This window comes from Legionella hackeliae, assembly GCF_000953655.1.
GTDB lineage: Bacteria > Pseudomonadota > Gammaproteobacteria > Legionellales > Legionellaceae > Tatlockia > Tatlockia hackeliae.
In genome coordinates this window covers 1,161,849-1,186,918 of the sequence record NZ_LN681225.1, presented here as the reverse complement: position 1 = coordinate 1,186,918, position 25,070 = coordinate 1,161,849, and the positions used below count along the sequence as shown (strand labels likewise).

Below are 25,070 nucleotides of genomic sequence, written 5' to 3'. Positions count from 1 at the left end.
CATTCTCCATTGAACTTCGTCATGTTTTCCTAAGTGGCTCAAATAGTCACCGCTTCAGGAATTACAAATTGCATGGTTGAGTCTGAACTTGCAGACGATAACCTTTTTATTATTTTTGCTGGCGCCCCTACGGCCACACAAAAATCGGGTACATCTTTAGTCACTATACTCCCAGCTCCCACAACAGAGTTTTGCCCTATGGTGACACCCGGTAAAAGAATTGCATTTGCTCCAATCCAACAACCTTTTTTTAAAATAATGGGTTTAGAAGGCTCCCAACCTTGCTCGGCTATAACACGTGTTGTATCACTAAAACGGTGATTATTAACGTACATATGCACACCAGAGCCGATTAGGGCATGCTCCTCAATATGAATGCCTGCACCACCTTCTCTGGGGTCAGCAAACAGCATTGTTCCCGGTCTAATTGTGACATGCGCCCCGATTGAAATTTTTGAGCAACATACCGCATAAGCACCCGCTCTAAAAGAGGCTGTTGGATGGAAATATTTAAATTTTTTAATTCCAAGGCGTTTCATCGTGCCATTGAAGTGAAGCATCCAATGATTAATAGGAATATCAGGACCTATTCGATCAGCTGTTAACCAAAATCTAATTTTTTTAAAAAAATCAACTAACATTCGCTTCACCAAAATAGTTTTTTAGACTGCTAATTTCTTTACCGTCCCAACACGATAAGGGTACACCTGCAATGCGTAATTGCTCGCGTGCAAAAGGCAATCCATTACCAATGAAATTGAACAAATTTGCTGTTGCCACTGCCTGGACATTAGGTTTAGTAATACCCTCGAACAGGTGATGATGATTTCCAGCGCCTCCCGCCATAATAATAGGAATGGTAACCGTATCAGGAATATGATCAAATATCTCTAAGGCATAGCCTTGGCCTGTGCCATCTTTATCCATAGAGTTCAGATAAAGCTCCCCTACTCCAAGCTCAGTAATCTGATGTAAATAGTCCACAAAGTCTACTTCTAGTTTTTCACTGCCATTATGAATGAATATTACAGGTGTGTTATTAATCAATTTAAAATCAATAGAGGCAATGATGCATTGATTGCCATAGATTTCAACTAACTGCTTAACTAATGAAGGATCAGTAAATAGAATAGTATTTACCACTAATTTATCTGCGCCAGAATTCAACAGTAACTCAGCATCAGAAAGAATACGAATACCTCCCCCCGCTGCTACTGGAATAAAACACATATCCACCAGTTTTTTTAACTGATTTGAAAATTCATAGATATCTTTTGTTTCGGAAGCATCTAATACAATCAACTCATCTAAAGATGTTGCGATATGAGAAAAGTTATAATTCTTATTAATCCACTGAATATCACCAACACGCTGCATTCTAAAATTTCTGCTGAGCATGTAATGTTGATCATTATAAATTAAAGTGAATATTAATCTCTTTTTTAACATGTCTCATACTCAATGAAATTTTTTAGCAAACGCAATCCATTATTCTGACTTTTTTCCGGATGAAATTGAACTCCGAAGATATGTCCTTTTTCAAAAGAGGCAATAAACTCTTCACCATAATGGCATAGCCCCTGAAAATTACTATTTTCTTCATGCATTATTAAACGATAACTATGGGTAAAATAAAAATCTGAATATTCAGCCATATCTTTATATAAAACAGACTCATTGGGTTTTTTTACCAAATTAAATCCAACATGGGGAATTTTTATATTTTCTTTGTCTTTATCAAATTTTCTTATTTCCCCATTGTATAAACCTAGCCCCGTTGTATAGCCTCCCTCGTCACTTGATTTTGCAAGCAATTGCATTCCAAGACATATGCCAAGGATAGGTATGTTCTTTTCCAAGACAGCAGTATGCAGCGTCTCAAAAAGATTCATTTCCCTGAGAGCTTTCACAGCACGAGCATAGGCTCCCACTCCAGGCAAAATAATTTTATCGGCAGCTAATATTTCAGAATGATTTGCGGTATATATCGAATTGACACCAAGAAATTTTAATGTTTGTTGAATTGAATAAACATTGCTCATTTTATAATCGATTATTGCTATCACGATATAAACCTATTGAATCTCAAATTTAGGTAGCCATAAACCATCACTTTTTTCAAATAATTGTTTATTCGCAAACCTATCTATAGTAGCCTCAAATTCTTCTCGACTAATTTCATAGTAATCTAAATAGTCATCGACATAGATTTCTGGCTTGGCATTATCATAAATCTTGGCTAGTTGAATACCTTGCTCGCGAGTCATTGCTCCTCGACGAATATCAATACCGACATCCTGAGTACATCGGCCAAACCCAAATTTAAGGTACATTAGATAGGTATGCAGATCGTATAGGCTGTTATCATTCTGCGCAAAATTAGTATATGTACCACTATTGCTATCCGTTTTTTCCATTAATCCACAATGCTCTTTTGCAACCAAATAGTTTCTATAAGGATCCCATGGCTCAAAATAAGACATATGAGTCATGAATATTTCTTTTTGACTCCATTCGCTCTCTTGAGGGAACAACCAAAAATACAGCTCACTTTCCGAGAATAATTGTTTTAAAGTATTTTCGTAATTACCTTCAAGGTAAATTTTCTTAATGTATTGAATATCAAAAATACTTCGGTTTTTGCTTTCGGTAGAACCACCATATTCGACTTCCCCATCCTCTCCATAAAATATTAAAGGAATACCAAAATTATTGGCAATTCTTATCACAGAGGTAAATATGGCAGTCGTCCAACCATACAATGGACGGCCTTGTTCTAAAAAGCCTTTTTTATTTAAGGCCTTCATTACTTTATAATTAGGATTAATATGGATATGATCGAAACCTGAATTGATATAATTCTTTAAATTTTTGTCTCCAATATCATAGGTTAGAGGAGGGGCTACAGTTACTGCCAGAGGATGCATGTCATATTCATATTTAAGTTTGTATGACACATAAGAACCATCCTTGCCTCCGCTGACAGGGACAATACAATCGAATCCACCGGTCTTTGAACGGTGCATTTCAAGCAAAGAAATTAGCTCTAGTTGGCGAGACTTCCAATCAAGTGTTTTTTTTTCCTCAGCCCAAACGCAAGCATTACAACGTCCTTCAGCATCAAACTCTATTCGAGGGCGCGTAGACATATTAAGACAAGTGCTACACCAAAATACTGTTCTATCCATTCAATTTTCCTACAAAGATTATAAGCTAAAACCATCATCCACTATTAAATTCTGACCATTAATATATTTTGAAAAATCAGAAAGTAAAAATAATATGGCTCCTGTCACCTCATTAACATCGAGCATTCCCCGGCCTAAGCTATTTTTTTTGTATGCCTCTAGAAAAGATGAGGGTTGATTATCAAAAATGCCACCGGGACTAACACTATTAATACGAAAATTACTATTTGCCACATAACTTGCAACATATTTATTCAGATGAATTATTGCGGATTTAATTGCCGCATACTCCACTGGCATTGTCATCGGAGTGTGTTCATAAATAGTAAATTTAGGAGCAATAACCCCATAGATAGAAGCAATATTTACTAAAGAAAACCATTTTTTTTCTCTAAGAAAGTAAGCTGCACATTGTTGGGTAAATAAAAAAGCAGCACCTAAATGCAAATTTACATTTTCGTTAAAATCATTTAATTTTACTTCTAAAAAATCCCTGCCATAATTCTTATTTCGAGGATATGTGCAATTGACAGCGCCATCCAAGTCAGTCACGTCGTTGAAGAAACCTGTTACTTCCTGTTCATTTGTCAAATCAAGTGGCATTAGTGTTAACTGGGAGTGACTAATATCAATATCCTGATTTACAAGGCGATCTATCATACCTTGATAGTTGTTATCAACAGCTAGAACGTTAGCATTTTGTAGAAGAAGTTGTTTTACAGTCTGGGAGCCTAATAAACCGCCTGAGCCGGCTACAACAATTTTTTTTCCTTTAAGCATTATTCGCCCCTTGTGCACGTAGTAATACTTCTGCGAATTGAAAATCATAAATATCATCAATATCTACAGCACGTTCCTTAGGAACTTCTAAGCCAATGACTTTCCCTTCAAATAAACTTGAGTGGTTAAGAACAAATGTGGGAGTAGTTACATAAACTACAGTAGTAATATCAAATACCGGAATCGCATCCTGACGTCGAGAGACATCGGTTGCCTGCTTATTTACTAATTCGCAATAATCTTCCTGATTTCTTTTTACCATATTAAAAAAAGGATTTCGATTGGCTTTCGTGATAGAAATACAAATATCCGCTTCTTTATTTTTAAATAAATCAATTGCACTACTAACATCACTGGCATTTCTTAGAGGGCTAGTAGGAGGAAGACTTACAAACAATTCAAATGGTCCATATTCGTTGGTTACAAAATTAATTGCATGTCGCCACGCTAGCCACTCAGGGCAAGTGTCTGTCGCAAGCTCTGATGGTCGTTGAATAACAATAGCACCAGCCTGAGCAGCGATCTGGGCTATTTCCTGATCGTCTGTTGAGACGAAAACTCGCTCAATCATTGCTGTTTGTTTAGCAACTTCAATGGAATAGGAAATTAATGGTTTGCCTGCCAGATGTTTCACATTCTTTCGAGGTAGACCTTTTGAGCCGCCTCTTGCAAAAATAAAAGCATAGGTTTTCATTGTTTTATACCCCAATTAGATTGAGATTTGATTTTTTCAATCAGCTCTACAGTATGCATTGCACTACTTAAGATACGCTTACAATGATTTTGGCTTGTAATTTTCTGCATAAAATCTTTGAGCATCAGAAGATACATAGTATTCCTGTCCCAGAAAGGCTCATGATAAATAATATTTTCCTTCTCATTCGTGTATATAGCTACCCTGTTTTCTATCAAATCCCAACAAAGATGGCCTTTTTCGCCAACAAAATTGCAATAGCGCTGCGGTTTCTTTTGAATTAGGTTCAAATGAACGGAACAAATTGTTCCTGAATCGGTTGAAAGAATCACATCTGCAATTTCTTCGACGTCTAAATTTAATTCATTAGTATTTCTTAAAAGCGCATACTTTAAGTGCAGTTCACCTAAAAACCAATGTAAATAATCAAGCTCATGACTCAACTCTAAAAGCGCCCCACCACCTAATTTTAAGGAAGCCGACACAGAAAAACGATAATCTTTATCTTTTCGCCAATCTGGTAAATATTGCCCCACATGTGCCATAACATTATAAATCGGTCCTAACTGATTTTCTTCGAGGATGCTTTTTACTATATTGGCAGCAGGTAGATATCTTAAACAGTAGGCTACGCTCACAGGCACTTTTGTCTCATTTGCCAGAACGACCATTTCTTTAGCATCTTTTCTGGTTGCGGCGATTGGCTTTTCTATTAATGTTGGGATATTTAATTTAAGTAACTCTTTAGCGTGCTGAAAATGAAACGTAGCAGGCGATGCAACGATAGCAAAATCAGGTCTAAAACTAATTACCTGATTTATCGTTGTTGCCAACTCATCAACGTCTATTATTGGTGAATCTTGTAACTTCCCGCTGGAAGACATCGCCAATATTTTTATATCAGGGTAAAGTTTTTTCAGATTGCTCGCATGGCGTTTTGCAATACTACCTAACCCTATAATGACAGCACGTTTCATAATGGTAAATTAAATGAAAAATTAGGACTCGTTATATCTTTTTGTGCCTTGTTAAAATCATCCATCCTACCAATATCAAGCCAATATTCGTGAATTGGAAACATATTAACGTTATTCCCTTTATTAATATGTTCTTGAAGTAAATCTGGCATATCAATTCGAACCTCAGGATGCACACCGCGAATCAACTCTGGAGACAGCACATAAATGCCTGCATTAATAAAAAAGCGCTGTACAGGCTTCTCAACAATTGAGGCAACTCGATGACCATGGAAATCAATCACACCGAAGGGGACACAATGTTCGTACTGGCGAACACACATGGTCGCTATTCCTTGGTGATCATAATGAAAATCCAACAAACTTTGAAAATCGAGCGATGTTAATAAATCGCCATTCATCATAAATAAAGGTAAATCTATTTCGCTATGAGGCAACAATCCTAATGCACCGCCCGTGCCTAAAGGTTTGGTTTCATGAACATACTGGATATTTACACCCCATCGACTACCATCACCAAAGTGCTCTTTAATCATCTCCGGCATATAGTGCAGTGAAATAAAGAAGCGATGAAACCCTGCATCAATAAATCGTTCCAGGATTAATTCGAGAATAGGTTTATTACCTACTTTTAATAAAGGTTTAGGGCAGTCTTGAGTTAAAGGATGTAAACGAGTTCCAAAACCTCCTGCAATTAAAAAAACAGGATTATCCCGATGTCTGTTTCTTAATACATCATATAAAGTTTGCAGTCCCACGACTCTTCCATCAGTATCAACAATTGGGAGTTGCATCAATTGATATTTTTCAATGGTGGATAAAATAAGGTCCTTGCTCCAATTCACACTAGCCGTTTTGGGGGTATTGCACATTATCCGCTCAACAGGCAAATCCAACGTTAGGTGATTAATTAAGGCACGTCTTATATCCCCATCAGTCACAGTACCTAAAAGGCGGCGATTCTGATCAGTAACAAGGGCTATTCGTTGCCCACCCTTATCCAGAATCTCAATAGTTTCGCTAATTGTAGCTTGAGGATGTATTATTAGTGATTCCCAGTTCTGCATTATTTCACCACCATGTGCACTGCTCGAGTTTATTTTTATTTTTGCAAAAATCTATTTTTTATTAGTTGTTGTGATTTTTCTCACATTAGCACTGTTATTCCTTTTATTTCTGAGCGTGCTGGATACACAATATGATTTCTCATTACATTCTGAGTAATAATTGCTCCGGCACCGACAATAGAACTTTCCTCAATAATAATATTTTGAATAATAACAGCACCTGTTCCTATGTGTACATTTTGTTTTAGCGTGACACTACCACTTAAAACTGCACCAGGCGCTACATGAACATGTTCATTGATAATGCAATCGTGTTCAATAATAGCTCCTGAATTTATAATTGTATTTTCTCCAATCCTTGCTTTTGGATTAATAATAGCTCCAGCCATAATCTGTACTCCCGCTTCAATCTGGGTTTCACTGGATACAATAGCGCGAGGATGTATTAACGGCGGAAAACTAAACCCACAGGCTTTAAATTTATTAAATACGGAACACCTGGTGTCACTCTTTCCAGGCAGTGTTCCAATACCATTCAATAAATCTATTTCTTGAGGAGAAAAATTATTAATAACTTCATCAGAGCCAAGACACTTGATTCCATTATCCCAAAAGGTATTTTGACCAAGACCAATGTCGACTAGACCTAAAATTTCAATATTATTTAGTCTTGCTAACTCAGCAACAACTCTTGCATGTCCTCCTGCACCAATTAAAATTGCTTTGGAGTTCATCGAAGCAATTCTCCTTCCTCATAATCATGGCTAGCTTCTTTTCCAAGAAAACTCCAATACTGGTAAGGAGAAAGTCCATCGCCTGGTCTTAATATTCCCATATTTTCACTATTTAAAATTTCGCCCTTTTTTATACTTGCTTTGGCAACCAGACTTTTTCTAGCAATGTCTTTATTACCAAGTTCAGAGGGGCGAGGTCCTTTTATACCATTCCCTAATGTTCTTTCTGTTATTCGGATGGCATGAACCATTTCTTGCAGCTCTTTTGGATCAAGAGAGGCTTTGTGATCAGGACCATCCATAGTTTTATCCAATGTGAAATGCTTTTCTATGAGTACTGCACCTCGCGCTACCGCAGCAATAGGAACAACAATTCCTTCCGTATGATCAGAATAGCCAATTGGCAAATTAAACGCTGCTCTCATCGTATCCATTGCACGCAAATTCACATCGTCAAATGGCGCGGGGTATTCGGTCGTGCAATGCAATAGAATAACTTTTTCCCTCAATACTTGTTGACCCGTTTCTGAAAAATACGCCTCTTGAAAAGCACGCTGAGAAGGCTGTGCTGTTTTTGGACGAGTATAACCAAAAGCAATAACTCCAAGTGCTGCTTCTACCTCTGCTAAAGTAGCCATTCCGGTTGATAAAATCAGATTGCAACCTGTTCTTGCATGCTCTAGAACAAAGGGAGCATTGGTAATTTCTCCAGAAGGAATTTTTAATTTTCGGAGTTTCAAATCGTCTACTAAAAAGTTTAAACTTTCAAAATCAAATGCCGAAGATAAAAATTCAATTCCTATTTGTGAGCAATAAGCAACAAGACGCTTATGAGCTTCATAACTCAATTCAAGTCGGCTTAGCATGGCTAATTGGGGTTCATTTTTTCGTGTATTTGCTTGTTGATAGTTAGCTAGTTTGGCGTGAGCTGCAACTAATTGCTTCGCTTTAAATGTTTGAAATTTGACAATATCTGCACCAGCAGCAGAGGCAACCTCAACAAGTTTAAATGCCAGGTTTTCATTTCCATTATGATTTACCCCAGCCTCAGCGATGATATTCGTTATACTCATTTTCTAATCCTGCTGTTATATCAATATCGAAAAAAGTTTTTTGACTATTGAGTAGCATTGTTTCCAAAATTGTAATTATCTTAGGAATAGCCCCACCCTGATCATAGGGATTAATAATAGGCTCTAGAGACTTGCTTTGTATTGCAGCAGAAATCGCTTCCGATATTGCGGCAGACGTCGCTTCACAATGAATGACCGAATCTGCTGCTATACGTCCCTTCTGTCTTGCACCAATATCAACAGTTGGGACATTAAAGGAAGGAGCTTCAATAATTCCACTGGAAGAATTTCCAATAACAACAGCAGCATGATTCAAGGCACTTAAATAGCGCAGTTGTCCTAAAGAAGTAACCGCTAATACTCGTGCAGGTTGACTAACCGCATAGTCCTTGATCATTGACATTATTTGGCGACCGCCATTATCTGCATTGGGATAGGTCATTATCACTTGATAATCCGGGTAGGCATCAAGAGCTTTAAAAAGCGCAGGTAAAGACACTTCCGGTGATTCATTTGCCCAAGTTACAGGATGATACGTCACTAAAAAAAATGGATTATTGATGTCAAACGTCAATGATGCTGATAATTCAGAAATTGATAAAAACGATAAATATTGCAAATAATCCAGGCCAATTGCACCTACATTAAAAACTCGCGAGGGCTCTTCTCCTAGTTGAATAACTCGTCGTCGATAAGCCTCAGTCGCAGTGCAATGAATCGTGCTCATTTTAGTAATTGCATGTCGGATAGCATCATCATAGGCCCCTTCAGTGATTTCGCCGCCATGAAGATGAACTATGGGAATACGCATAAGCATTGCAGTTTGTGCTATCGCCAAAGCTTCAAAACGATCCCCCAAAATCACCAGGATATCGGGGTTTAACCGCTGTAAGGTGTCAGCATAGCCAATAATGCCGAGACCTACTGATTTAACGACTCCAACAGCTGTATCTGAAGAAAGAAGCATTTCCACTTTAGCATCAATACTTACACCCTCTTCTTCGATGATATGCCAGGTTTCACCAAACTCAGGCGAGAGATGCATCCCACTGACAAGAAGCTGTAATTCAAATTGAGGATTTTTCTGAATGGCTTTAATAAGTCCAGAAAGCAAACCGTATTCAGCTCGCGTGCCTGTAAAAACAGCGACTTTACGCATGCTGTTTCCTTCTGTTAAAACGTACGCTACTTGGTAAATTAACAACCCGCTCGGCTAACCATTCTGCATTTTCTAATGAACCCATTAACATTTGAGAATACATCGGTAAATGATTCATCAATTTCCAGATCGGTCTGGTCATAACACCAGCCTGATTGGTTTCAGTCAATAAAGCATTTCGTTGTAATTCATTCTCACAAATAACAGCATTCAGCCAATAGTTGCTACGGCAGTCTGTAGGTTCTTTTACAAATTTCCAGGCAGAATTCGCAAATAAATTTTCATACTCTTGCGCAAGCGCTCGTTTGTCCTCAATAAAATGTTCTAATTGTTCTAATTGAGCACATCCTAAGGCGGCATTTATGTTTGGCATGCGATAATTGTAGCCGAGCTCATCATGATAATATTCAAAGGGATGAGGCTGCTTTGCAGTAGTCGTTAAATGTTTTGCATGCTTACCCAGTATTTTGTTGGTTAAAATCATCCCCCCCCCACCGCTGGTGATAATTTTATTACCATTAAAACTTAAAATGCCGGCCACACCAAAAGTGCCTGTATGTTGTCCTTTATAGAAACTTCCTAAAGATTCAGCGGCATCTTCAACAAGCGATAAATTCCATTTCTGACAAATCTTAAGCAATTCTTGTATTTTTACAGGATGTCCAAAAGTATGCATAGGAACGCAAGCTCTGATTATTCGTTGGTTTTGTTTATAACGGCATAATCCAGAGTCATCAATAAACGCATGTTCTTCCAACCAGGTATTCAAAGCGTCTGGCGATAAACCTAATGTTTCTTTATCGACATCTATAAATAAAGGCTCAGCCTGACAATAAAGAATTGCATTACAAGTCGCCACAAAGGTGAGTGGCTGTGTAATTACATAATCAGAAAAGTCTACACCAGCCAACTTTAATGCGATATGCAAAGCAGAAGTGCCATTAACCGTCACAACTGCATTTGGGCTTTTCGTATACTCACTCATTTGTAATTCAAACTGATCAACATAGGCCCCAATGCTTGATACAAATGTAGAATCTATCGCATCCAATAAATACTGCCGTTCATTTGCAGCAAAAATTGGTGCATGTAAGGGTATAACTTCATTTGTCTGATACTGCTCACGTATAAATTCTATGATTGGTTTAAACATTTAGCTGACTCAAACGTTGTAAAGATTAACTTTATATTTTGATAAATTTTTTTCTGAAGTAAACCATTCTATTGTCTTCCGTAATCCGTCTTGAATAGAGTGGTTTGGCTTAAATCCAGTTAAGTTAAAAATTTTAGTATTATCGCACCAAAGCCTTGCAACCTCAGATTTTTCGGGTCGAATGCGTTGCTCATCTAAAGTCGACTCAATTTGGCTTCCCATAAGCTCTCGAATCAAAGCTAAGGTATCTCCAATGGAGATTTCATAATTTGATCCTATATTAATTACTTCACCCACGGTTTTCTCACGATGCTGAGCTATCGTCAAAAAGCCATGGCAGGTATCCTCCACATAATTAAAATCTCTTGTGGGGCTTAAGTCACCTAATTGAATTTGTGTTTTTCCACCAGCAATTTGAGTAATAATTGTAGGAATAACTGCCCGAGCAGATTGCCGCGGCCCATAAGTATTAAATGGTCTTGCAATCGTTAAAGGCAAATTAAATGAGTTATAAAAGCTCATAGCAATTGCGTCAGCACCGATTTTTGAAGCACTGTAAGGAGATTGAGGCTGTAAAGGATGCTTTTCATCAATAGGAACATACATCGCCGTACCATAAACCTCACTTGTTGAAGTATGAATTATATGAGCAACTTCATTTTCCAAGGCTGCTTGACATATGTTTAAGGTACCTGCGACATTGGTATCAATATAACTATGAGGAGCAACGTAGGAATAAGGTATGGCTATCAATGCTGCAAGATGAAAAATAGTATCAATACCCTTGGTAATATTTTTGCAATATTGAGGATCACGAATATCACCCGTTACTACTTCTATCTCATTGATACAATCCACATCCTCAAGCCAGCCCCAATTATTAAATGAATTATATTGAGCCAAGGCTTTTACGTTAAACCCTTTGTTTACTAAAAATTCAACTAGATGTGACCCAATAAAACCATCCGCACCTGTCACCAAAACTTGATGCATCTCTCCTCCAAACTTTTAAGGTACAGCTTACTGTACCTTAGAATCATTTCAGCAAAAGATATTCGACACGAGGGATACTATTTCCTTTCCATAAATTGGCGCCTGAAATTTTCTAACACTATCCATCCAATAGCCAACATCAAACCTAACAATGTGGACAATAAAAGAATTAAATCTTTTTTAGGCGATATTGGTAAATCAGGTAACCTAATAGAACCATCTAATTGAAAGAGAGCAACGTCTTTTAGATTAACATTGTTGGTACTGTAATAATCATATTGCAACTGTAAATCGCGTAACCCATCAATAAAAGGATCATCGGATTTTCTTTCTTGCAAATTTTTGATTTCTACTTCTAATTCCTTACTACCACGTAAATACAACATGCTAGGCTCATTAAAAATCGAAGCATCTGCAATTGTTCCATTCAGGGATAAAATAGATTGCTTGTCAATATCAACCGCCTTTGCAATTTTTAATGCTTCTTCAAGTTGTGCTAATCGATCATAGCGTTGTTGTTTGGCTCCCTCTCGTTTCATCTCAATTTTCTTTTCGAAATCTTGAGCCATTGTTTTATTTTCATTTTTTAAAATGAGAGATAAGTTCAGCAAAGCTCTTTGGTTGGCTAATCCAATATAGTCTTTAATCCATTTAACAATTTGCTCGGGGTTTTTCCCTTTAGCAGTGACTATGTATTTAGCTGGGTTAGAGTCCGGCACTTGCTTCACAGTAAAGATACGTGAGAACCCATTATATACACTATCTTTAACAACTTTCTGATTATTTTTGGCAACAGTGGGAAAATAAATGGAGTTAAAAAATTTTCGTTTGGTTGATTCAGACAATAAACTGTCGGTGAATAAACCATAAACATCTGCTACATTAAAGGGCTTAATCCTTGAAGCCATTTCTCCTATCTCTGAGCGCCCATAATTAAGTGCAGCAATGTTACCTGCTGTTGGGGCAGATATGTATCCTTTTGCTTCATAAACTGGTTTCTTCAATGCTACATAAAGCGTCCCGACACCTACACAAACAAGTGTAACAAATAAAATAAACCACTTACGTAACCATATAGTAAGACATAAATCCACTATATCAATCTCATTCATGATCGTATTTTGCTTTCCTTCCACTGCCACTCCTTACAATTTCCTTAAACAGCAAATTATTATTAGAGAACCCTATCGGGCCTGATGATACCATTGGAAAAATAAAAAATCTTCTTCTTTCCGCTTATAATCAAGCTTTAATCTCAAGAGTTCAAATAAAGCGATAAAGAGTAGTCGCAAAATATTGGTGATTAGAGATATACTGTTTGAATGTTTAAGATTTCTTGGAAAATTTAGGTGTCTTTAAAGGCCATGTATGATGACATAGCGGGCCATTATGCTACTGCCGACCGTTTTGGATCAATAAGCCAAAGTCATCGTGCTGCGATAGCACAAATTAAGCGAGAACATTTAGGATTTAGACCCCATTACAAAGTGTTGGATTTTGGTGTCGGTAATGGCGCATTTTTAGAAAAACTTCGCGAATTTATGCCTGATGCGGACTTTACCGGTATCGATATTTCTGCCGAGATGTTAGCACTCGCACGTGAAACGTTACCGTTAACAACAATTGAAGCAAGCGCCACCGAAGCGAGTCGTTATCTCCCTCATCACAGTCAAGATTTGGTATTGGCGCATTTCATCAATGCTTATATCCCTATTAATACGCTGTTTAATGAAGCTGACCTATTAACCCGTGCTAATGGTTATTTTTCATTGATAACAACAACCTATGAATCGTTTCCTGTGGCTCAACATTATTTGGCTAATTTTATAGCAAAAGGTACATTATTAAGTACTGTAGTCGGCCATTACTATAAGTCATTGATAAAAAATACAGCAGTTGCTTCCGGACTTGATGAACTGATGCATGTGTTCACCCAACATCAATTTAAAATGGTACGCCATGAGCGTCTTTATATTCCTATTATGCTGGAAAATATTGATGAGCTCATAAAATTTGGTATTGAAGGAACCTGGTTTTTAAATAGCCTTACCATCAGAATGCTTCCTAAAAATTTCTTGTTAGAACGCTTAAAGCGCCTCTTCAGTCAAATATTTACTTTTCCCTACCATGACACTCACATAATTGACGTAATATTAGCTAAAAAATAAAACCTGCGATAAAGTAAATTGTTAAAGGATTTTAGTGAGCTAGTTTCAAAATAACTAGAGCCACATTCGCAGTCATGTTAGCAAAGGGAGTTCACATGGTGGCACAAACTATCAGGAATATTTTTCCTCAATTAAATATTCGGCAACAGCAAACCACAAATATCGTCTTTATCACCTTCTGGAGTCAGTTTTCTGTTTATGCATTAAACACTATTCTCATTTTGTTTTTAACACGCCCCCTTCTCGCACATGGATTAGGCTACTCTCAAGAAAAAGCCTATGCCTTTTTGGGAATTAGCCAGGCAACAGGTTATTTAATGCCCATCCTTGGCGGGTTTATGGCTGATAAAGTGTTGGGTATTCGCCGGGCAATTCTTCTTGGAAGCATCATGCTCGCCCTGGCTTATTTATTAGTGATGCTCAGTGGTTATACCCTATCCTCTTATGGCGATCACTTATTTATTGCGGCTTATGCATTAGTCCCTGCCACCAACTCTCTTTTAATGGGTACGGCATCAAGCATGGTTTCTCGCATTTATGCAGAAGATGCCGCGAAAGCAAAAGCTGCCATGACTTTTTATTATATGGCTATTAATGTAGGAGCGCTGTTAGCCACAATCATTGCCCCTGCACTTCTTGATAGTCAATATGGCCCTTTATCTGTTTTAACCCTGGTTTTTATAGGGAAGTCGATTGCGGCTTTAAATTTTGCTAAGCGTTATTCTCTTTATGATAACGTGCTTTGGGGGAAGGATAAGACACTTTTTTCAGCAAAAAATAAATTAACTTTATGCGTTTATATCGCAGGGATTTATGGCTTTACTCTATTTGCCTACTCGCATGTCTATCAAGCAAGCCTGATTATTATTATCGGTTGTGCATTGGGGATCCTTTGGTTTTTCGGCAGAACCTTATCGCTGAAGGGAGAAACTCGAAATAAACAATTAGTTGCATTGCTTTTGATTGTGGAGGCAGTGGTATTTTTTGTGATCTACAATCAAATGAATAGTACTTTAGTACTTTTTGCAAAAAATAATTCTGATCTGCAACTTCTTGGAATCCAACTCTCTCCAGCCCAATATCAGATGCTTAATCCCCTGCTAATTATTGTTTTAGGGGCACAATTACCTCGGTTTTATGCTCGCTTTCCACGATTTACCATCCCTTACCAATTTGCAGCGGGAACGTTATTAGCGGGAGCTTCGCTCTTGCTTTTGGCCTTAGCGGCAATTCTCAATCATGAAGGTTATGCAAATGGCAACTTTATTGGTTTAACCTATATTCTTATTACCCTTGCAGAACTGTGGGTTTCCGCAGTAGGACTAAGCATGATAGGTCTTTATTGCGACAGTCAGGAAATCGCTTTTGCAATGGGGGTCTGGTATCTCGCTTCATCTTTATCCAATGCCATTTCAGGTAGATTAGCAGCCTTAGTAGCTATTCCCGAAACAATGAGTTCGCCTGTTAAAAGCATAGGAATTTATAAACAATACTATTTGGGAATGGGCGCAATAACTGTAATTTTAGGTGTGGTTATGTTAGCCATTGCTTATTTTTTGCAACGCTATTTTAGGAAAAAATGCATTCAGCTCGCTTAAAGAGTTAACCTCCTCTCTATCATTCTCAAGGGACAGAGAGGAGATAAAAATTAACTGCGACCGTAACGATCCTCGAAGCGTACGATATCATCTTCGCCCATATATTCACCGCTTTGCACTTCAATCATTACCAGAGGAATTACACCTGGATTTTCCAGACGATGCTTATGACCAGCAGGAATATAAGTAGATTCATTCGTATTGACATACATCTCTTGATCCCCATTAATCACTTTAGCCATGCCACTAACGACAATCCAATGTTCGCTACGATGATAATGCATTTGCAAACTAAGACTTGCATTAGGTCGTACTTCAATACGTTTGATTTTAAAACGAGGGCCCTCTTCTAAAACACTGTAAGAACCCCAGGGACGATGCACTGTACGATGGATTTTATGAGCTTCATGGCCTTGCGTTTTGAGTTGGGCATAAATATTTTTTACATCTTGAGCTCGGGCTTTATCAGCAACTAATAACGCGTCAGGAGTATCAATAATAAAAAGATTATCAACTCCAATCGCCCCAACTAATCGCTCGTGACTACGAATATAGCAATTCGAAACATCATGAAGTAATGCCTCACCTTCGATGCGATTCCCCATGTCATCAGGGGTGGATAAATCACCTAAAGCACTCCAGGAGCCAATGTCACTCCAACCTATGTTGCAAGGCACTACCGCAATCTTGTCAGACTTCTCTATGACAGCATAATCAATTGAAATTTCGGGCACTTTATTAAATGCCTGCCCCTCAAGCTCAAGTTGAGTAAAACCTGTTCCAACCGCCTTGCGTGACAATTCCATGCACGTCTTGGTGGTTAAAAGAATCTCCGAACAATAAAGCTCCATTTCTCTTAACATTTGGCCAGCAGTGAAGCAAAACATGCCTGAGTTCCACAAAAAACGTCCACTTTCCAAGTATTCTTTTGCCTTTTCCAAGGAGGGTTTTTCAATAAAGCTCACTACAGTATTCCCTTCAGCTTCAATATAACCATAGCCTGTTTCAGGTGTTTGTGGTTCAATTCCAAAGGTAACTATCTTACCAGTCATGGCCAATTCTTTTGCTGAATTCACAGCTCGTACAAAGGCTTCTTGCTCTGAAATCAAATGATCAGCAGGTAATATCAACATTAAGGCGTCTTCGCCATAATTTTCTACCACTTGTAATGCTGCTGCGGCAACTGCTGCCGCGGTATTACGTCCGAAAGGTTCAAGAATAAATGCCAAATTGAATTCATTCTCATGAACCTCACGAAACTCATCCTCTGTTTTAAAAAATAAATCTCGGTTTGTAACCGTGAGAATTTCTTGCACATTAGTAAGAGATGCCGCACGCAGAAATGTTTTTTGCAGCAGACTTTGACCATCTGCAAGACGAATAAAAGGTTTTGGATGTAGTTCACGGGAAACTGGCCACAATCGTGATCCAGCTCCACCACAGAGGATGGTTGGTATAAGCGGTACTGACAATTTTTCCTTCCTACTCTTGTCTATTTACAGTGCCCTACTCGGGTTGCTTTATACTATCAATCGAGTAGAAAGGAAACATTCTAAAACGCTGTTTAATAAGCAGTCAAGATTCTTTTAGTCGGAAGGTGTTGGGTCAAACTGACCAATCTCTTTATAATCCCAAATTATCTCGCTTAAAAACCCTGTCTGCACGATAGCTGGAGCGCACTAAGGGACCTGAAGCCACTTCAAAAAAGCCTTTCTCAAGCCCTATTTCACGAAATTCTAAAAATTTCTCTGGAGTCACATAGCGAGCGACCGGCAAATGATTCTTTGTGGGTTGTAAATATTGGCCCAATGTTAAAATATCCACATTTTGAGCACGCAACTCATCCATTGTATGAATAATTTCTTCATCTGTCTCGCCTAATCCAAGCATCAAACTCGTTTTAGTCAACACATCCGGGCGGTAACGTTTTGCATAAGCCAAAACATTCAAAGTTTGCCAATAACCAGCACGATTATCGCGCACAGGATGGGTCAAACGCTCAACGGTCTCTACATTTTGAGCAAACACGTCAACACCACTCTCTAATAGAGTCGCTATACTTTCCTCCACCCCTTGAAAATCGGGTGTTAGAGCTTCTACTTTCGTGTGAGGGCTACGTGCTTTGATTGCTCGAATCGTATCTGCATAATGCTTGGCGCCACCATCAACGAGATCATCGCGATTAACAGACGTTAAAACCACATAATCCAGGTTCATGAGAGCAACTGTATTGGCAGTATTTGCTGGCTCATTTAGATCAAGCCATCCATGAGGATTACCGGTATCCACGGCACAGAAACGGCAAGCCCTGGTGCAAACGGCGCCCATTAACATAATAGTTGCGGTACCATGAGACCAACATTCACCGATATTGGGACATTTTGCCTCTTCACAAACAGTCGCCAATTGATGCTTAACTACCTGCTCCTTAACTTGATGATAAGCTGGAGTGGTATGATTAACTATACGTAACCACTTAGGTTTAGGTAAACGCTCAGAAGAGTTTTCAGCAGATTTAACACCATCTTTGATAGCAACAATTCCTTGTTGGGTACGGTATTTTTGCCCACTTTCAACCACAACAGGGATATTTTTTAATTTGCTCATACTAACACCAACAAATTTGAATGCTCTGATGATCCCAAATCAGAGTGGGTAGATCAAGTTCTTCGTTAAAGTATTATCAGACTTATAGTTTTACCACACAGTTTTTACCTTTGTGTTTGGCTTGATACATTGCTTCATCGGCACGGGTAAATAAACTTTCCAAATCATCCCCATGCTGCAGATTTGTCAATCCAAATGAAACTGTAACAAAGACGCGCGTGTCACGATAATAAAAATCATACTCTTGAACCGCACTACGTAACTCTTCTGCAACTTTGGCCGCATTATTTAAATGGGTGCGTTCAAAGATGAAAATAAATTCTTCCCCACCGTAGCGAGCAATAAAATCTACTGCACGGATAGAGGATTTAAACAAAACAGCTATTTTCTTTAAAACTTTGTCACCAGCCAAATGTCCGTAGGTATCATTAATCGCTTTAAAATTATCAATATCGGCAACTGCAATGGAGAGATCACCCACACCTCGTTTCCATCGATTGAATGCGTCAAGAACATGTTCTTCATAAGCGGATCTATTGGGCAAGCCTGTCAAACTATCTTGATTGTTCCTCAGTTTTTCAAAGGACAACATATTTTTCATTTCTTTTGCGCTACGTTCAGTTTCCATAAGCCTATCCTGTAAAATCGACATCTTATGTTCATAGTCTGCTAGCCGTCCTTCCTGGTTTTCTTTAAATTCCTTAATATTTGCACCTATAGCAGCTAAACTTTTTTCAATTTTTTTAGATAGCTCTTCTATCGATTGTGAGCTATCCATATCATTTTTAATTTCTTGAATATTGGCTTGAATCTCTATTTCTAATTTTTCCGTACTTTGTCTTGAAAAAACATTGTTATCTTTAAATAAGTTTAGATATATACTGAAATCTCGCAAGTGATTGCTCAATTCGTATAAAATGTTTTTGAATCGATTTTGCTCAAAATTGAAAGATTTCGCGACTAAATCGGTCAAATCCTCAGTCACTTTAAGCAATTGCACTTCAGTTAAATCCTGATTTAATAAGGTTTTAATCGTTTCCTGACTCTTAAGAAGATCATCAGGCATAGGAAGGTGATCGACGATTTGAAGTAATTGGGAATTAATTTTTGAATTAACAACACTTGATCCAGTTAAAGCGGCGTGGTTCTGCTCGCAAAACTCAATTTGCTCTGCCACTGTATTGACACACTCTTTAAGTAACTGGCTGAATTGTCCAATTAATTTTCTTTCGTCGGTATCCGTCTTTAACAATTGCTCCATACGCTCAAACGCATGTTTATCTTTTAGTTCAATAAGCATTTGACTCAGAAGATCGGCACCCTGATGGATAAAATCAGTAATAATAATTTTATTTTCTGCTCTTTTTTGCTGAAAATTCGACATGACATCAACTAGAGAAGCCACGCGTCGTTGAATAGATTGTGGATCTTTATTTTCTTTAAGTGCATCTTTTAAATCTAATACTTGCTTATCTAGATCAACATGAATACCACTAGGTAATGTGGTCAATTCATCGATGGCCTTTCTAAGTAAGTTAACCTCGCCCTGAAGTTTATTGCATTGTTCTTCGTAATGACTGATTGTGTTCACAATCTTTTGCTTTAATTGTTGTTCAATCATTATAAAATCCCTTTTAATCCTAAAGTTAACCTTTTGCTTTTTTTAGAAACTCAAGCATTACTTTAGCATGCGACCCGTCACACAGTGGCGGATCTTTAGTTTCCTTACACCCACAAAAGTACACTGTCTCTGTAATTATAGCCTTATATGGAACAGATTGTGCGCCACAGTGTGTTCTGTCGCAAAGAGGTTGATTTTTACTCTTTCCACACCCACACCAAAAGTAAGTTTTTCCCTCTTCTACCTCATAAGGAATAGGAAAAAATGGCGGTCTTTCATCATTGTCTTCCATGCTGCACCTTCAATTAATATTCCTATAATAACGGTAGCATTTTTTTTCTTAACAGGACGGCAATAATTATTGCAATAATCAGGGCTAAAAGAGACAGGCCTAATTGTGCAAAGGCAACAGGATAAATAATCAACAGTAGTGCAACTATTATCAAAAAAATATGAGCGCTTTTTCTAAAAATCACTTGGTATTTTGTAAACCGCGCTGCTTTACTTCCTAAAATGACCAGCAGAATTAACAATAATAAAAAGAGTACATAAAAAATCTGATAAATTATTTCAAATGCTATCGTTTTATAGGTTGAAAACTGCTGCGTCAAAAGCCACTGCTCGAAAACAAGTGCAAAATTAGGCGTGCAAGTTTGCATGTAAGCTTGTACACCAAATGCACTTAAAACAGCTAAGCTTAAAAATACGTAGGATTTATTAAGACGTAGTGTTTTAAGATAACCCAACGTATAAGTAAGGAGGATTAAACCAATAATAAGGGCAGGAATACGTAACCATGTAATCCATTGAAAGAAAAATGCACTATGCACTTGTTGTACATAATGAACCACCCCCACCGTAACAATGAATAAAAACCCAGCGGTCAATCGCAATTGACGAGTCTCGGCTAACCATAAAAATGCCACTAAAGTCAGGATGAGAAAGAGTGAGCAGGGATTTAACGCATCACTCACTGCCATCATTGGAATTAAAGTAGCCACCGAAGGTTTGGAGATAATCGCGTTACCATACCAATTTGCATTAGCCCATTGTCTCAGTACATTCGTTGTGTTGGTGCTTATTTGACCTGTTTTGACAATTTGATCGTGACAATATTTCAAGCCACGTAACAATTCCTCTCCACTGGTTTCAGGCTCAGCAAAACCTATCCAATGCGAGTTACAAAAAAAGATTGCTGGCACACTAAAATCCGTTGAGTTTTGTTGCTGAAGAAACTGATTAAAGGTCTCAAGAGTTGCTTTGTCTTTATTAATTGTGTAACGGTGCACTTCAATCCATGGTGTATTTGGTTCAATGCTCTGAAAAAATAGATCCGCTTTATGACAATGAGGACAGGTTGACGATAAAAATAAACTTACCTGAAGTTTAATTGTTTTATTTTCATCTTGCGTAAACCAACTGGATGTAGCAGGCGTGGTATCTGCCCAAAGTAGAGAAATGCAAAGGAAACTACTTAGAATAATTTTCAGTACAAATCTCATACTTACGCCCTCATAAGGTATATTGGAATTATCTGCATTATTATCAAGTGGCATTTCGAATAGGAGAATGACACCAAATTTAATAATACAGCCCTTCCTCTGGCGTTGTACATTTATTTAAAATAAAAATACAACGTGTAAGACGTTGTATTTTACAGTGATTCCAAAAACGACTAGTAAGTATGGATGTAGTTTTCCAATTGCTCGATAACGCGGGATTTATCTTCCAGCAAATGAAACAATAAGTCACCGATAGATAAAATGGCAACAAGCTCCTCTTGTTCAAGGATTAAAACATGGCGTCGTTTAGTTTGTGTAATAACTTCCATCGCTTTCTCAACGGGATCAAATAAATTCAACACACTGACAGCTGTATAGGCAATATCCCCAGCTGTAGTGGTATCTGGATTCAAACCCTTGTTCAAACAGGAACGAATAACGTCACGCTCACTGACTATTCCTATAAGATGTTTGTCATCGCGAACTACTAATGCACCAATATCGTTCTCTGTCATTCGCTTAACGCATTCAGCTACAGAAGTATCAGGTTTAATAAAAGTAACAGGACGTCTTGGCTGAGGCAGAGCGGAAAAAATTGGGTGAGCAGCCATAGGATTCACTCCCTCGAAGATCCTGACATGCGATGAGTCAGGATAGTAAATTAGATTATATATTGAATTAATATAGCACAATAAGTGTATTCTTTAGAAAGTTTGGAGCAAGAAATTATCTTTCAATAAGAACCTTGATGCAGATAAAAACAACTTTTTATTTTTTACTTGCTTTTGAAAACAAATTATTTACGATAGTAAGTCTAAATTTTTGGTAACCAAGTTAGGGAAGACGGCATGGCAAAAGCATATTTTCTAGTAGGATTATTAGTAGCTGGCACAGACTATGCTGGCACTATGGGCTGTCTGGCAGAGGGAGTTACCGTTCCTTGTGAAATTCGCGCCTGGGATGCTGGCATTAGCGCATTGTATCTAAAGCCCACATCGTCATTGCTAAATCCTTATCTGGTACGAGGTACTATTATCAGTTCTATTCCTTATTATAATGTAAAATCACCTTGGGATTGGGGCTTTATTGTTGAAGGAAGTTACCATTTCAACACTGGAAATGATGTCAATGTGAATTGGTTACACTTTGATGACAGATATAATGATGGTACAAGTGCTTTCTTTCCACTTCAGGCTATTCCACAAACGCGAGGTTATGCATTAAGCTTTAAAACTAAACTAGATGTTGTGAATTTGGAGTTTGCTCAAAACAGTAATCTGGGAAGCAAAACCAATTTTAGGGTTCATGCTGGATTACAGTATGCCAATGGGAACATAGAGCGCAGCTCTCAAGCATCCGAACAAATAAATAATTCTCCCCCCACTTTATTTGAAACTAGTACTCTGGATGCAAAGTATCGTGGTGTAGGACCCCGTTTAGGTGGAGATATTTCTCGTCAGTTACCGCATAATTTTGCTGTGTTTGCCAAGGGAGCCATGGCCCTTCTAATTGGTGAGTCGAGGACAAAATTATCAGGGGATAATAGAAGCGGTCCACGAATCACTCCATTTAACGACTACATGAGCCAGACTAATTTAGTGCCTGAGTTTGAAGCGAAGTTGGGAGCCAGTTATCAGTTCAATGCGAAGATGGGGCAATTTAGTGTGTTAGCTGGATGGATGTTCCAACACTATTTTAATATGTTTCTTTCATTACCCGGAGAGGATTTTAATACGATAGAAAACTCCGCGAGTCATGAACTTTCATTAAATGGTCCCTTTATTCAAGGAAAATGGGTTTCTGCTACATAATAACCAAGACAGAGCATGCTTTTGCGATTTTTAAGTTTTAAACCCAGCCTGTCCTATCATGAAAGCATACTCTGTTTATTGTTACTTGCCTCATTAATTTTTCAGGGAACAAATGACCTTTCGGTTTTATTGATAACCTATAGTCTAATTCTTCTCGCTGCAATCACTAATTTTTCGCATCTGCGTACTCAAATGAGTTTGCAATTGACACCATTTAGCCTTCTGTTGGTTCTCTGGATAATATGGATTTGGTTGCCTTTTGTTTTTGGAGTGGTTTCTAATACGACCCTTTTTGGTTTTTTTCAGTGCAGTCTGTGGGTCTTTGCTTTTTTTATAGTTAACACAACCACACAGGCAAAGCGGTTTTGGTCTTTGACATTCGGGACAATCTGGGTATTGAGTGCAATTTGCGCCGCTTATGCAATCTTTCAATTTTTTATTTTGCATGAGATGCCTTGTGGATTTTTTGCAAATAAAAATACCGCTGCTGCTTTTTTTATGATGTCTCTTCTAACCCTTATTGGTGAATTCCTAACACAAAAATCTGGTAATAACACAACATCGAAGTTATATGCTCACTGTTTAAGATTAAGCATTCTTATCATCACATTAGCAATGCTCGCTGCCTTTAGTCGTGGTGTAGCAATAAGCTTTGTTTGCTGTCTCACCCTGGAACTTTTATTGCTACGTCGTTATATTTCAAAAAGACGGTTTATACAGCTGCTGAGTCTTTTATTGCTTGCATTCAGCATAATCTTGATAGTGGCACAACCCGCTATTAAGCACCGTTTAACCCTACTCCAGCAAGAAAAATCTCGACTTATTATCTGGCAAGGCGCATGGCATTTATGGCAAAAATCCTCATGGTATGGGATCGGGATTTTTAATTTTATGCACTATTATCCTGCATTTAGCTTGCCTGGTGATGGTTCAGCCCTCCAATACGCTCACAATGATTTTCTGCAGCTATTCATTGAAACAGGAATTCCAGGAGCACTCATTTTACTGGGTCTCGTAATCACAATTGCCCTATCATTTTGGCGATATTTTTTCCAGAAACCGGTTGATGCAGAACATCATATACAACTCGCAGTTTGCTTTGCGGTTATAATTAGTTTTGCTCTGCACAGCATGGTGGATTTCAATTTTTACGTTTTAACAATGAATCTATTATTGGGATGTTATCTTGGTTACCTGCATAGCCTGCTCAAGGAAGGAGGGATTATACGAGGATGGGTAATCCCACTAACTCCGCAATTAAAGCGTATCTTCATGATGGTTGGATTTATTCTCTTTTTATTGATAACTCTTTATGCATTTCGCTTATTGCTACTTAATTACTACATTACTAAAGCCGATGTGACCACGAAACAAAACGATTATACTTCAGCACTGCATTATAACAAGCAGGCACTGGAATGGCTTCAGCTGGCAGAACTCCATAGTCGCAGCGCTGATTTATATTTTCAGTTAATCACTAATACCCATGTAGACAGTGAGCGTCATGCCCTGATTCGACAAGCAGAAGACGAAATTAATAAGGCTCTTCGTGCTAATCATTATTATGCACGACCCTATTTTCAAATGGCATTATTACAGTCTTCTTTGTTATATAATCCGACCAAAGCTCAGACGTTCTTCCATAGATCTCTGCAAAATAATCCGCATTTCTGTTTGGCTCGAATCACTTTTAGTCAATTTTTAATTGAGCAAGGAAACATTTCTCAGGCACAACATATTCTTGAAGATGGCTTATACTACCCTATTCCTGCAGAACAGGCTGTAATTTATTTAAATTATTTGGCTAAACTTCGTTATGCAAATAATGACAAAGATAGAGCCTGGCGTGTAATTAACCGTCTGAAGCATTTATCGTATTATAACAATGATTATAGTGAGCTGCTTTAATCAAACTCAGTCAAAGAGCTCCTCCTAATGAAGCTCT

At 38.0% G+C, this 25,070-nt stretch carries 24 protein-coding genes; 4 read left to right on the top strand and 20 right to left on the bottom strand.

The window, feature by feature from the left end:
• Window positions 1–38: 38 nt before the first annotated feature.
• The 14 genes from LHA_RS05420 to LHA_RS05355 form a co-directional block, all read right to left on the bottom strand.
• Window positions 39–641 (bottom strand): acyltransferase, encoded by a 603-nt coding sequence (locus LHA_RS05420; RefSeq protein WP_045105637.1) that lies wholly within the window; start codon window positions 639–641, stop codon window positions 39–41.
• On the bottom strand, window positions 631–1,449 hold the full coding sequence (locus LHA_RS05415; protein ID WP_045105636.1) for a HisA/HisF-related TIM barrel protein: 819 nt from the start codon (window positions 1,447–1,449) through the stop codon (window positions 631–633). Before LHA_RS05415 ends, LHA_RS05420 begins: the two co-directional genes overlap by 11 nt.
• Window positions 1,443–2,066, bottom strand: a complete 624-nt coding sequence (gene hisH, locus LHA_RS05410) for an imidazole glycerol phosphate synthase subunit HisH (protein WP_045105635.1) — start codon at window positions 2,064–2,066, stop codon at window positions 1,443–1,445. Before hisH ends, LHA_RS05415 begins: the two co-directional genes overlap by 7 nt.
• A gap of 9 nt (window positions 2,067–2,075) precedes the next feature.
• Entirely contained in the window at window positions 2,076–3,188 is a 1,113-nt protein-coding gene (locus LHA_RS05405; RefSeq protein WP_045105634.1) for an N-acetyl sugar amidotransferase, read from the bottom strand.
• 18 nt (window positions 3,189–3,206) lie between these two features.
• Window positions 3,207–3,968: an oxidoreductase gene (locus tag LHA_RS05400; RefSeq protein WP_045105633.1), complete on the bottom strand. Its 762-nt coding sequence runs from the start codon at window positions 3,966–3,968 to the stop codon at window positions 3,207–3,209.
• A complete protein-coding gene (locus LHA_RS05395; protein WP_045105632.1) occupies window positions 3,961–4,662 on the bottom strand; it encodes an acylneuraminate cytidylyltransferase family protein in 702 nt (233 codons plus the stop codon). Before LHA_RS05395 ends, LHA_RS05400 begins: the two co-directional genes overlap by 8 nt.
• Window positions 4,659–5,639, bottom strand: coding sequence for a Gfo/Idh/MocA family protein (locus LHA_RS05390; protein WP_045105631.1), 981 nt, complete (start codon window positions 5,637–5,639; stop codon window positions 4,659–4,661). Before LHA_RS05390 ends, LHA_RS05395 begins: the two co-directional genes overlap by 4 nt.
• Window positions 5,636–6,706 carry a nucleotidyltransferase family protein gene (locus tag LHA_RS05385; protein WP_045105630.1) on the bottom strand — a complete coding sequence of 357 codons (1,071 nt, stop codon included), beginning with the start codon at window positions 6,704–6,706 and terminating at the stop codon, window positions 5,636–5,638. The genes LHA_RS05390 and LHA_RS05385 overlap by 4 nt, the downstream gene beginning before the upstream one ends.
• A gap of 80 nt (window positions 6,707–6,786) precedes the next feature.
• Entirely contained in the window at window positions 6,787–7,440 is a 654-nt protein-coding gene (locus tag LHA_RS05380) for an acetyltransferase (RefSeq protein WP_045105629.1), read from the bottom strand.
• Complete coding sequence (gene neuB, locus LHA_RS05375) at window positions 7,437–8,513, bottom strand: N-acetylneuraminate synthase (protein ID WP_115678683.1); 1,077 nt, start codon at window positions 8,511–8,513, stop codon at window positions 7,437–7,439. Before neuB ends, LHA_RS05380 begins: the two co-directional genes overlap by 4 nt.
• Window positions 8,488–9,672: a UDP-N-acetylglucosamine 2-epimerase gene (gene neuC / locus LHA_RS05370; RefSeq protein ID WP_045105628.1), complete on the bottom strand. Its 1,185-nt coding sequence runs from the start codon at window positions 9,670–9,672 to the stop codon at window positions 8,488–8,490. The genes neuB and neuC overlap by 26 nt, the downstream gene beginning before the upstream one ends.
• Complete coding sequence (locus LHA_RS05365) at window positions 9,665–10,825, bottom strand: LegC family aminotransferase (RefSeq protein ID WP_045105627.1); 1,161 nt, start codon at window positions 10,823–10,825, stop codon at window positions 9,665–9,667. Before LHA_RS05365 ends, neuC begins: the two co-directional genes overlap by 8 nt.
• 9 nt (window positions 10,826–10,834) lie before the next feature.
• Window positions 10,835–11,818 (bottom strand): NAD-dependent 4,6-dehydratase LegB, encoded by a 984-nt coding sequence (locus LHA_RS05360; RefSeq protein WP_045105626.1) that lies wholly within the window; start codon window positions 11,816–11,818, stop codon window positions 10,835–10,837.
• A gap of 77 nt (window positions 11,819–11,895) precedes the next feature.
• A complete protein-coding gene (locus tag LHA_RS05355; protein ID WP_045105625.1) occupies window positions 11,896–12,954 on the bottom strand; it encodes a Wzz/FepE/Etk N-terminal domain-containing protein in 1,059 nt (352 codons plus the stop codon).
• Between the two features lie 213 nt (window positions 12,955–13,167).
• Here LHA_RS05355 and LHA_RS05350 point away from each other — a divergent pair, with 213 nt between their 5' ends.
• Both LHA_RS05350 and LHA_RS05345 read left to right on the top strand, forming a co-directional pair.
• The gene (locus tag LHA_RS05350) at window positions 13,168–13,986 is read left to right on the top strand and encodes a class I SAM-dependent methyltransferase (protein ID WP_045105624.1); all 819 of its coding nucleotides are present in this window, start codon (window positions 13,168–13,170) and stop codon (window positions 13,984–13,986) included.
• Window positions 13,987–14,081: 95 nt separating this feature from the next.
• Window positions 14,082–15,584: a peptide MFS transporter gene (locus LHA_RS05345; RefSeq protein ID WP_045105623.1), complete on the top strand. Its 1,503-nt coding sequence runs from the start codon at window positions 14,082–14,084 to the stop codon at window positions 15,582–15,584.
• Between the two features lie 50 nt (window positions 15,585–15,634).
• Here LHA_RS05345 and LHA_RS05340 read toward each other — a convergent pair whose 3' ends face one another.
• The 6 genes from LHA_RS05340 to LHA_RS05315 form a co-directional block, all read right to left on the bottom strand.
• Window positions 15,635–17,056, bottom strand: a complete 1,422-nt coding sequence (locus tag LHA_RS05340; RefSeq protein WP_045105622.1) for a mannose-1-phosphate guanylyltransferase/mannose-6-phosphate isomerase — start codon at window positions 17,054–17,056, stop codon at window positions 15,635–15,637.
• A 151-nt stretch (window positions 17,057–17,207) separates the two neighbouring features.
• Window positions 17,208–18,191: a lipoyl synthase gene (lipA, locus tag LHA_RS05335; RefSeq protein WP_045105621.1), complete on the bottom strand. Its 984-nt coding sequence runs from the start codon at window positions 18,189–18,191 to the stop codon at window positions 17,208–17,210.
• A gap of 82 nt (window positions 18,192–18,273) precedes the next feature.
• The gene (locus LHA_RS05330; protein WP_045105620.1) at window positions 18,274–19,812 is read right to left on the bottom strand and encodes a GGDEF domain-containing protein; all 1,539 of its coding nucleotides are present in this window, start codon (window positions 19,810–19,812) and stop codon (window positions 18,274–18,276) included.
• Between the two features lie 25 nt (window positions 19,813–19,837).
• Window positions 19,838–20,104: a CDGSH iron-sulfur domain-containing protein gene (locus LHA_RS05325; protein ID WP_045105619.1), complete on the bottom strand. Its 267-nt coding sequence runs from the start codon at window positions 20,102–20,104 to the stop codon at window positions 19,838–19,840.
• Window positions 20,105–20,126: 22 nt separating this feature from the next.
• Window positions 20,127–21,314: a hypothetical protein gene (locus LHA_RS05320; protein ID WP_058393217.1), complete on the bottom strand. Its 1,188-nt coding sequence runs from the start codon at window positions 21,312–21,314 to the stop codon at window positions 20,127–20,129.
• A gap of 173 nt (window positions 21,315–21,487) precedes the next feature.
• Window positions 21,488–21,925 (bottom strand): CBS domain-containing protein, encoded by a 438-nt coding sequence (locus tag LHA_RS05315; protein ID WP_045105618.1) that lies wholly within the window; start codon window positions 21,923–21,925, stop codon window positions 21,488–21,490.
• Between the two features lie 237 nt (window positions 21,926–22,162).
• On the opposite strand from LHA_RS05315, the gene LHA_RS05310 reads away from it, so the two are divergent.
• The gene (locus LHA_RS05310; protein ID WP_045105617.1) at window positions 22,163–23,125 is read left to right on the top strand and encodes an Lpg1974 family pore-forming outer membrane protein; all 963 of its coding nucleotides are present in this window, start codon (window positions 22,163–22,165) and stop codon (window positions 23,123–23,125) included.
• Between the two features lie 15 nt (window positions 23,126–23,140).
• A complete protein-coding gene (locus LHA_RS05305) occupies window positions 23,141–25,033 on the top strand; it encodes an O-antigen ligase family protein (protein ID WP_045105616.1) in 1,893 nt (630 codons plus the stop codon).
• Window positions 25,034–25,070: the final 37 nt, after the last annotated feature.

Bases quoted from the DNA above. Each gene is read 5' to 3' on its own strand.
- LHA_RS05420 (WP_045105637.1), bottom strand. From the start codon at position 641: ATGTTAGTTGATTTTTTTAAAAAAATTAGATTTTGGTTAACAGCTGAT.
- LHA_RS05415 (WP_045105636.1), bottom strand. From the start codon at position 1,449: ATGTTAAAAAAGAGATTAATATTCACTTTAATTTATAATGATCAACAT.
- LHA_RS05405 (WP_045105634.1), bottom strand. From the start codon at position 3,188: ATGGATAGAACAGTATTTTGGTGTAGCACTTGTCTTAATATGTCTACG.
- LHA_RS05400 (WP_045105633.1), bottom strand. From the start codon at position 3,968: ATGCTTAAAGGAAAAAAAATTGTTGTAGCCGGCTCAGGCGGTTTATTA.
- LHA_RS05395 (WP_045105632.1), bottom strand. From the start codon at position 4,662: ATGAAAACCTATGCTTTTATTTTTGCAAGAGGCGGCTCAAAAGGTCTA.
- LHA_RS05390 (WP_045105631.1), bottom strand. From the start codon at position 5,639: ATGAAACGTGCTGTCATTATAGGGTTAGGTAGTATTGCAAAACGCCAT.
- LHA_RS05385 (WP_045105630.1), bottom strand. From the start codon at position 6,706: ATGCAGAACTGGGAATCACTAATAATACATCCTCAAGCTACAATTAGC.
- LHA_RS05380 (WP_045105629.1), bottom strand. From the start codon at position 7,440: ATGAACTCCAAAGCAATTTTAATTGGTGCAGGAGGACATGCAAGAGTT.
- neuB (WP_115678683.1), bottom strand. From the start codon at position 8,513: ATGAGTATAACGAATATCATCGCTGAGGCTGGGGTAAATCATAATGGA.
- neuC (WP_045105628.1), bottom strand. From the start codon at position 9,672: ATGCGTAAAGTCGCTGTTTTTACAGGCACGCGAGCTGAATACGGTTTG.
- LHA_RS05365 (WP_045105627.1), bottom strand. From the start codon at position 10,825: ATGTTTAAACCAATCATAGAATTTATACGTGAGCAGTATCAGACAAAT.
- LHA_RS05360 (WP_045105626.1), bottom strand. From the start codon at position 11,818: ATGCATCAAGTTTTGGTGACAGGTGCGGATGGTTTTATTGGGTCACAT.
- LHA_RS05345 (WP_045105623.1), top strand. From the start codon at position 14,082: ATGGTGGCACAAACTATCAGGAATATTTTTCCTCAATTAAATATTCGG.
- lipA (WP_045105621.1), bottom strand. From the start codon at position 18,191: ATGAGCAAATTAAAAAATATCCCTGTTGTGGTTGAAAGTGGGCAAAAA.
- LHA_RS05330 (WP_045105620.1), bottom strand. From the start codon at position 19,812: ATGATTGAACAACAATTAAAGCAAAAGATTGTGAACACAATCAGTCAT.
- LHA_RS05325 (WP_045105619.1), bottom strand. From the start codon at position 20,104: ATGGAAGACAATGATGAAAGACCGCCATTTTTTCCTATTCCTTATGAG.
- LHA_RS05320 (WP_058393217.1), bottom strand. From the start codon at position 21,314: ATGAGATTTGTACTGAAAATTATTCTAAGTAGTTTCCTTTGCATTTCT.
- LHA_RS05315 (WP_045105618.1), bottom strand. From the start codon at position 21,925: ATGGCTGCTCACCCAATTTTTTCCGCTCTGCCTCAGCCAAGACGTCCT.
- LHA_RS05310 (WP_045105617.1), top strand. From the start codon at position 22,163: ATGGCAAAAGCATATTTTCTAGTAGGATTATTAGTAGCTGGCACAGAC.
- LHA_RS05305 (WP_045105616.1), top strand. From the start codon at position 23,141: ATGCTTTTGCGATTTTTAAGTTTTAAACCCAGCCTGTCCTATCATGAA.